Raw genomic sequence first — 8,253 nt, 5'->3', positions numbered from 1 at the left:
TCGGCGTTTACCGAATTGCCCGTCCTGTTCCGGCACGCCGAGGCCGCTGCCTGTCTGCCGTCGCATCATCGCGATCCCTTCGACCGCATCCTGATCGCGCAGGCACAGGTTGAAGGGCTCGTCGTCATCTCGCGGGACCAGTCCTTCACGCTGTACGACCTCAAGCTCATCCGCGCGTAGCGTTACGCCAGGAAACAGGTCCGTCGGCGGCTTGGTCCGCTGGTCCGATTCATCGGCCGTCGCGGCCGTGCCGCGCGGCCCGTTACCGCAGGCGCGTCTGATACCCGTCGCCGACGTACATGCGGGTCACCGCGCCGTTCTCCTCGACAAAGCGCACCACTTCCCCGATCGCACTGCCACCACCCGGCGCCATCAGGCGGAAGCGACCGCCACCAAGGGGCTCGAGCGTGGACGGCGTGCCAACGGTAGTCGAGTTGGGCGACATCATGACCAGCTTCTCGTTGAGCAGCACGACCCGCGAGTCTCCCCACGCGCTACGGTACCACCCCGCAAAGCGGGCCCACGACGGGTCCCACGCGATCGTCTGCGCCCGCGTCGGCGCGGCCTTCAGTACGGCGGCACCGACCGTCGCGATGAGTTGTTCGGCGATCTGCCTGGGGTCAGAGTCGTTGGTATTGGTGAGCACGATGACGCCCACTTTGTCGTTCACCTGAAACAGCGTGTGCGTGGTGTTGCCCGGATAGCCACCACCGTGACCCACCCACGTACGATTCTCGAATCGCAGGAAATCGAAGCCGAGCCCGCTGCCACTCTGCCACGTTTCATCCACGGCGCGCACGCGGTGCATCTCGCGCCATGAGCCCGTGCTGAGAATCTGCGCACCGGCGCGCGGTCCCCGGCGGAACTGCGCCGACACGAACTTCGCGAGATCATCCACGTTCGACGTCATGCCCGTGGCGGCCGCCATGCCGCGTGCATCCACGAAGGGGAGCACATCGCGCGAGCCATCGGGCATGCGACGCATGTAGGGTACGGTCAGTCCCGGCACGTTCTGATCCACGCTCGTGCTGGTCATCGCCAGCGGCGTGAGGATCTGCTGCTGCACGTACGCCGCCCATTTCTGTCCGGTGATCTGTTCGACCACCAGCCCCGCCACCGCGAACGCCAGATTGGAATACTTATAGCGCACGTTGGGGGCGAACGCGGCCTGACGATCGCTGTATAGGCGCTTCAGTTCCTCTTCGCTGGGGAAGTTGAACGAGATCCAGTGATCGCCGGCCTCGCGCTGCAACCCTGACGTGTGCGACAGCAACTGTTCAATGGTGATCACGCCGTCGTCGTCGCCTGCCGGCTTGGCCTTGAACCACGGCAGATACTTCTCGACCGGATCGTCCAGGCGAATCTTCCCCTCCTCACGCAGCTGCATGATGGCGATGGCCGCGAACATCTTGCTGTGCGATGCGATGCGGAACTTCACCTGCGGCGTCATGGGCACGCGGTTTTTCACATCGGCCATGCCGAACCCCTGCGACCACACCAGTTGCTGATCGTACACCACGCCTACGGCGACACCGGGTATCCCGCGATAGGCGAGCTGCCCATCCATCCACGCCGAGAAGAGACGCTCGGCGCCGAGCACCTCGGCATTGGTGGCGATGGCGTTGGGCGCAGCTGCGGCACCCTGCGCGGCGGCGCTTGGCGCGGCGGCTAACACCGTGAACAGGAGCGCCGAGCGCAACAGAGGTATCGTTCGGCGGGTGCTGCGGGGGCGGAGCGATCGTTGACGGGTGGTCATAGTTGGTCGCCAAGGATGGGTCGGAGTTGCATGCGGTCGTGGCCGGCGGTCGTTCATAAGCTGCGGTCGCTCTCGCGCATCGGGAAGCGCTCGCAGATGGCAACGCGTTGGTTTGCGCGCCCGCCGCCCGCCGCCCGCCGCCCGCCGCCGACTCAGGTAACCGTCGCGTCTTGGAACGGCTATACTCAAGCGGTCGCGGTCCCTTCCGCTCCGCGCCGGCTCCTCCTCCGCATTCAACCCCTCCCGGCCTCATGGTCTTCTCCAAAGACGAACTCATTGGCGCGCTCGCCCACGAAGTGGGCATCGTGCGTCACCTCATCACCAAGATCACCGCCGACACGGCGGATTTCCGCGCCACCCCCAAGCAGCGCAGCAACATCGAACTGGTGCGCTATCTGGTCGTCCAGGGGCCGGCGCTCACCTCGGCCATCAAGGCCGGTGCCTTTGACGGCGCGGCGTGGGGCGCGGCCCAGGGGCAGGCGGATGCGCTCGACCTGGCAGGGCTCGACGCGCTGCTCGCCACGCAGAGTGCCTGGTACGCCGAGCAGGTCGGCGCCATGAGCGACGATGACATGCGTGGCACCATTCAGCTGTTCGGTGGCCCCATGTCGCGCGGCGCGCACTTCGTCACCATGGTGCTCGCGAACTACGCTGCGTATCGCACGCAGCTGTTCTGCAGCCTCAAGTTGTGCGGCCACGAAGAGCTCAACACGTGGAACCTATGGCGTGGCGCCGACGCGCCGGCCAAGGCCTGAGCACCACGCCAATCGCGTGCTCAGCGCGGCAGCGCAAGCGCCGCGATCGCTACTTCGACGGCGCCGTCGTCCCCGACGTCGGCCGCTCCCCTGTCCACACCACGATGCTTCCGCAGCCGGACAGCGCATTCATGAACTCGCCCGGTGCGAAGCCCGCCTGATACACCTCGACCGCCTTGATCCACGCTGCCGGGAGAAACGAGTTGATGGTCTCGCCGTTCGGCATGCGCATGCCATCGACGAAGATCGTTGGACTGCATCGGTTGAACGTGCCGCGCATCGTGATGATGTCACGGGACGCGCCGGCGAGTATCACTTGCACACCCGGAATGCGTCGCATCAGGTCGGTGAACTGGTTCGGTTGAATCTTCTCGATGTCTTCGGGGGTTAAGAATCGACCCAGTCCCGCCCTCCGACGGTCTTCGAAGCCGGCCATCCTGCTGCCCAGGCGACGTATGCGATCGGCGCGTACCTTCACCGTGTCGAGCATCAGCAACTGCTGCATCGCGAACTGCGGTACCGCGCTGTCGCTGGGGAAGATGTCCACCGGCCGCAGCTCTGGTTCGAAGCCGAGCGCCCGCAGGTCGAGCGTCCAGGTTCCGGTGGGAAGTCCGTTCAGCGTGAACGCACCCTGGTCGTCGGTGCGTGCTTCGAGGCCGGTCGCACGCACGGTCACGCGCGCATTGGCCAGCGGTTTCGCATTGAGTCCGCGCACGACGCCCCGGAGCTGTCCACTCCCGCGCCAGACGATGTTCACGATGGAGTCGGTCGCGGCGAGCGAATCCGACGACGGCGGCGGCGCCTCAGCCGTGCGCAGGAGGCGTGACTCACCTACGAAGAGATCGTGTTTGTAGATGCCATGCTCCGGCAGCGTGAACTCGATCACCCCACTGGAATCGGTCCCGCTCCACGCCTTGAGTCGGATAATGCCGCGCACCGGCACGCCGCAGGCCAGGAACGAGCCGTCGGGATCCGACGACGCATCGATCGTCGCCACCTCGCGCCGCCACGTGCCGTTCTCGTAGAGCAGTTCGAGCCATTGCACCCGCACGGTGCCACGTACGGCGGCCCGGCCCTCGCGCACGGAGCGCAATCTCCCGAAAAGAAAGCCGGATGAATCGGTGGCCGAATCAGTCGAGCCGCACACCCGATCGGCCAGTGTACGCGCCGACGGCACGGTAATCGTGGCCCGCGTCGCGCCGCGCTCGCCCACGGTCACCGGAGCCATGATCTCCCGCACCGCCAGTGAGTCGAGGCGCGGATGGACCGCGCTCAGTATCCACGATCCCACCGCCACGCTGTCATAGCGGAACCGGCCAAGGCCGTCCGCCGTGGTGGATCGCGCACGCGAGGGATCGGCCACGCTCACGAGCTGTACCGTCGCGCCGCCCAACGCGCTCATCGAGACACTGTCGAATACAACGCCCCGAATGCGACCGTAGCGCGGCGCCTGGGCGCTGGCTGTTCCTGCGATCGCCGTGTGGACAACGAGGCTCGCCGCAATCGCGAGCGCCGACGGCATGAAGCTTCGCGGCATCTGCGTCATTGATGCGTAAGGGATGGTGATAATCCTGCGTGTAAACTAACGTCGCCGCCCCTCCACCGACGCGCCACGCATGCCCTCACGCAGTTCGCCGACGAACCCCAGCGGCACCTTGCGCCAGCCGGTCCACATCTCCGCGATTCCGGCCTCATCGCGCACCAGCAGCTGACCGGATGTGCCGCCATCGAGGGCGACGGCGCGGCGTGCGCCGAGGGCGCCCATGAGCGCCGCGGTTTCGGGGATCGTGAGTCCCACGGGCATCGGTGAGAGCACGCCGCCCAATCCGTGAAAGCGCGTGAGCACGAGGAGTAGGCTGCCGTCGGGGAGCAAGCCGAGCGCGAGCCGTGAATCGCGGTGCGTGACATCCAGCCCCGCGTCGGTTCGCGTGAGCTGCCGCGGCACCATCGCCGCGCCCTGCAGCAGCGCGGGGTAGCTCTGGAATGCGGTCTCGGTGCGACCCGCCGCGCGCAGGGCAGCGACCGAGTCGGACGAGACGAGTCGCACACCGCCGCCGCTGTCGACCACGACCGCCATCACCAGCGGGCCACGCCCCGGTGCCTGCACCTCCTTGCCGTCGCGCACGATCCACCCCCAGGGACCCTGCTCACGGAACTGCCCGGCGTTGCAGGCAACGATCGCGTCGTCGCCGAGCGCCTCGATGTTCCACGCGGCCCGTCGCCGCGGAGGCAGATCGAGACGGAAGCGAAGACGTTCTGGCTCGATCCGCGCGATTATCGCGCGGATACGCCACGCCTCGCCCGACCCGGTAAGGTCGAGGGACGCCACCTCGACGCCGGCACGTACAGGACGCCAGCGGAGCGCGGCGGTGAGCGCCGGATGCGGCGCCGACCACTGTCGCGGCGCGCGCGACGCACGCCACCACGTGACCCACCCGGAGTCCGTGCGCACCGCGAGGGTCGAGGGCGGGAGCTGGCCCCGACACTCGTGCGTATCGAACAGCAACAGCACCGCGAGCAGCGCGCCGAGCGCAGGGACGCGCGTCGACGTGCTCATGGTGAGCGCACCGCTCGTCCGGTGCACTGGCAGGACGCTAGTCGGGGAACCCCGAGCAAAACTGCTTGCCATTCTTGCGCAGCTCAGGCAGTCGCTTCGAGAGCAGCGCCTGCTCGGCGTCGGAGAATCCCTTGATCTCCTGCTTGCGGTCGGACGCCTCGGTGAACGCGATGAGCTTGTCGCACACGACGCCCATCTGCACGCCACTGAGTCCCGCCTCGCGGGCGATGATCTCACTTCGATTCGGCGCCGAGGTGTTCAGGGCGGCAAGTTCCTGCTGTGTCTTGGCCACCTGAGCCGCTTGGGCCTCGACCTTCTTCATCTCCGCTTCCCTCGCTTCGTCCTTGCGCTGAGCCTCGGCGACGTCCGCCTTGGTCACCTTGCACGGCGCGCCGCGCACAGTGATCGCCACAGAGTCGAGGAGCGCCATGGAGCGCATCGCGGTGCCGACCGTGTCCACGCGCTGCCCCGTACGCTCGCGGCGCTCGGTCTCCTCCGTCAGCTTCTCGAGGCGATCCATCAACGCTTCGCCCTTCACGCGCCGGGGATCCTTTTCCGGCAACGTCTCCAGCAGCGTCATGACTTCTCCCTGGCACGCCATCGGCCCCAAGTTCCCGCTCGGGGCGAAGCGACTCGCCATGCTCTTTGTGGAGCGCTCTAGCTCCGCGTTCTCGCGGTCCGCCTGTAGCTTCTTTCGCTCGAACTCGGGGAGGTCGCGCTCGTATCGCGCCTGCGCCTCGTCCGCGAGCGTGACCCCACGCAGCAGCCCGTCGAAGCGTGCGGCCGTGATCTCGTAGCGCGCGTCGCTGAAGCTGGGCGGGAGCGATTCGGCCTTCTTGGGCACCACCGCCTCGGTGATTTTCTGTTCCAGCTTCTTGCGCAGGCCACCCAACTGTGCCTGCGCGGCCACTGGAGTCAGGAGCACGGTCGCGAGCAGCACCCGCTCGATGAACACGGCAGAAAGCGGACGACGACGGAGGGAAGTCATGCCTGTCAGGGCGCGAGTCGTGAGTCGCATGGAAGACCGGAGCGTGGGGAACGCAATGAAGAATGGGACCAGCGGTACAGCGCGCGTTCCCGATCGCGCTGCACCACATCAATGCTAACAGTCATTCCGGCTGGCGAGCGAGCTCAGCAATGCACTCGACAACTTTCGAGACACTCCACTGCTCGACGCAGCAGGTGTCGGTAGTCCTCGCGCTGCTCGCACGTCGTCGCCGCGCTCCGCGCGCATCGTTAGGTGAGTGCCCGCCGCCGAAGCCGGCGCTACCTGGCCTGACAGAGGTGGTCGAGGGCGACCTTCGGCATGGAGCCGGGCAGCGGCGTGGCATACCCGGGGATCCCGACTTCCTTGTGCTGCGCCACCTTCGTGCCTTTGGCGTCGCTGTAGTACCAGTTCTCCTTCACGGCGACGACCTGCTTGCGGCAGTCGAGCATGAGCAGCGTGCGCGAACTGTACCAGTTGCCGCCGGGCACTTTGGTGGGCTTGTGAAATTGCACGCGCAGCGCGGCGGTAATGATGCCCCCGCTGCGCTGCACCGACTTGGACTCGAGTAGCACCGTGCCGCCGTTGATCAGGCCGATCGGCGTACGTGCCTGTGCGGAGACCCCGCGTGGTGCGAGGAGGCTGGCCGAAGCAAGCGCGAAAATGACGGTGACGATGCGCATAGGCGTCATGACATGCGAAAGAGACGAGACCGGTGTTCCTCGAGTGTACACGACGAATGCCGACCTACCGGTTGCAGCTCGGGTAGGTCGGGTCGGCGCCGGCGATCGCCGGTTTTTCCTTCCGGTTCGCGACGGCGGTCATCACGTCGTGCACGAAGCGACCCAGCCGCGCGGCGTGATCATAATCGATGTACTGCGGCTCGTCCGACTGCATGTGATAGTCGGGACCGTACCCCAGCGACATGTACACGACCGGGATGTCCTTGCGGACGTAGTTCACCTGATCGCTGCGGCAGAAGCGGTTGAGCGGGTTGGCGGGAACGTCCCAGCTCTTGTCGATCGCCATGGGCTCGGGGCTGCTGGCGTTCACCGAGTCGATGATGTCGCCGAAGTCGCGCGACAGGCGCCGCGCGCCGAGCATCTGCACGGAGTTCGGTCCACCGAACTTCACCTGGTCGGCGCGACCCTTGCCGACCATGTCCATGTTGTGCGCGGCCACGATCTTGTCGATGGGCACCGTCGGGTTGTCGACGAACCAGCGCGACCCCAGCAGGCCGCCTTCTTCGCCTTGGTGCGACACGAAGATCACCGAACGCGCCGGCTTCTCCTTGGCGAACTTCTCGGCGAGTTCCAGCAGTACCATCGAGCCCGATCCGTCGTCGTCAGCGCCGTTCATGATCGAGTCTTGACGGGCCGGCCGGGCGGCGCGCGCCTTCGCGATGAGCGCGTTGATCTTCACCTGCTGCTCCGCCGTCGGGATGCACGTGGGATCGTTGTTGCCTTGACGACGCGTCACGAAGTTCGTGGCGCGCAGCGAGTCATGGTCGATCACCGTGGTGTTGATCCCCACGTGGTCGTTGTGCGCGCCCACCAGCACGTACTCTTCCTTGAGCGTCGGATCGGAGCCGGGGAGCACCGCGATCACGTTGCGCGCCGCATACGCCGCCGGGCGCCAGGCGTGATTCCACGACGCCGTGATCGGCTGCCCCACCGTCCCGACGGTGACCTGATCCATCGGCTTGCCGAACAGCTGCTCGGCCATCTTCCGCGAGATCGTCGCGCCGGCGGGGGCGTCGGCGTTGAGCGCGGTGGTGGGACGCATGCCATTGCGGCCCTCGAAGGCGGCCGCAATCGAGGTCGGCGTCATGTCGTCGAGGCCGATCACGAGGACGGCCACGGCACCGGCGCGGCGCGCCCGCGTGTCACGGGCGGTTCCGGCGAACGCCGGGGCGGGCGGGCGGGCCGGCGTGGACGCGGCGACTTTGTCGGCGGCGAGAATCGCCGCGACGCCAAACTTGTTGGGCACGTCGGCGCAGCTCACGAAGGACGCCGGTCCGCGCACGCCCCCCGATGCCCCCGCCCCCGGGGCGGCCATGAACACCGCCACCTTACCGGTGAACGCCGCCGGATCGAGCATGACCGCGGTGTCGCCCCAGGTGCCGGCAAACACGGCCGGCACGCCGTTCAGTTCGGCCTTGCCACCGAAGCCGTTCTGCGCGGTCGGTACGGTCGGAATC

The 8,253-nt window shown here is 67.0% G+C and carries 8 protein-coding genes; 2 read left to right on the top strand and 6 right to left on the bottom strand.

Features of this window, described 5'->3' with window-relative positions; all coding sequences use genetic code 11:
- The coding region (locus ACIRA7_RS13090) for a type II toxin-antitoxin system VapC family toxin (RefSeq protein WP_396221287.1) at nt 1-180 on the top strand (180 nt) is incomplete at its 5' end.
- Nucleotides 181-262: 82 nt separating this feature from the next.
- On the opposite strand, the gene ACIRA7_RS13085 is transcribed toward ACIRA7_RS13090, so the two are convergent.
- Entirely contained in the window at nt 263-1,699 is a 1,437-nt protein-coding gene (locus ACIRA7_RS13085; RefSeq protein WP_396221286.1) for a serine hydrolase domain-containing protein, read from the bottom strand.
- Nucleotides 1,700-2,007: 308 nt separating this feature from the next.
- Here ACIRA7_RS13085 and ACIRA7_RS13080 point away from each other — a divergent pair, with 308 nt between their 5' ends.
- Nucleotides 2,008-2,511 (top strand): hypothetical protein, encoded by a 504-nt coding sequence (locus tag ACIRA7_RS13080; RefSeq protein WP_396221285.1) that lies wholly within the window; start codon nt 2,008-2,010, stop codon nt 2,509-2,511.
- Between the two features lie 49 nt (nt 2,512-2,560).
- On the opposite strand, the gene ACIRA7_RS13075 is transcribed toward ACIRA7_RS13080, so the two are convergent.
- From ACIRA7_RS13075 to ACIRA7_RS13055, 5 genes are all read right to left on the bottom strand, one after another.
- Nucleotides 2,561-4,057 carry a carboxypeptidase regulatory-like domain-containing protein gene (locus ACIRA7_RS13075; protein WP_396221284.1) on the bottom strand — a complete coding sequence of 499 codons (1,497 nt, stop codon included), beginning with the start codon at nt 4,055-4,057 and terminating at the stop codon, nt 2,561-2,563.
- 36 nt (nt 4,058-4,093) lie between these two features.
- Entirely contained in the window at nt 4,094-5,068 is a 975-nt protein-coding gene (locus ACIRA7_RS13070) for a phosphodiester glycosidase family protein (RefSeq protein WP_396221283.1), read from the bottom strand.
- 37 nt (nt 5,069-5,105) lie between these two features.
- Entirely contained in the window at nt 5,106-6,056 is a 951-nt protein-coding gene (locus tag ACIRA7_RS13065; RefSeq protein WP_396221282.1) for a hypothetical protein, read from the bottom strand.
- 278 nt (nt 6,057-6,334) lie between these two features.
- The gene (locus tag ACIRA7_RS13060; RefSeq protein ID WP_396221281.1) at nt 6,335-6,745 is read right to left on the bottom strand and encodes a surface-adhesin E family protein; all 411 of its coding nucleotides are present in this window, start codon (nt 6,743-6,745) and stop codon (nt 6,335-6,337) included.
- Nucleotides 6,746-6,800: 55 nt separating this feature from the next.
- On the bottom strand, nt 6,801-8,253 hold a 1,453-nt coding region (locus tag ACIRA7_RS13055), incomplete at its 5' end, for a M28 family metallopeptidase (protein WP_396221280.1).

The organism is Gemmatimonas sp., assembly GCF_044376735.1.
In the GTDB taxonomy this organism is placed as follows: domain Bacteria; phylum Gemmatimonadota; class Gemmatimonadetes; order Gemmatimonadales; family Gemmatimonadaceae; genus Gemmatimonas.
This window is presented reverse-complemented; position numbering and strand designations above follow the sequence as displayed.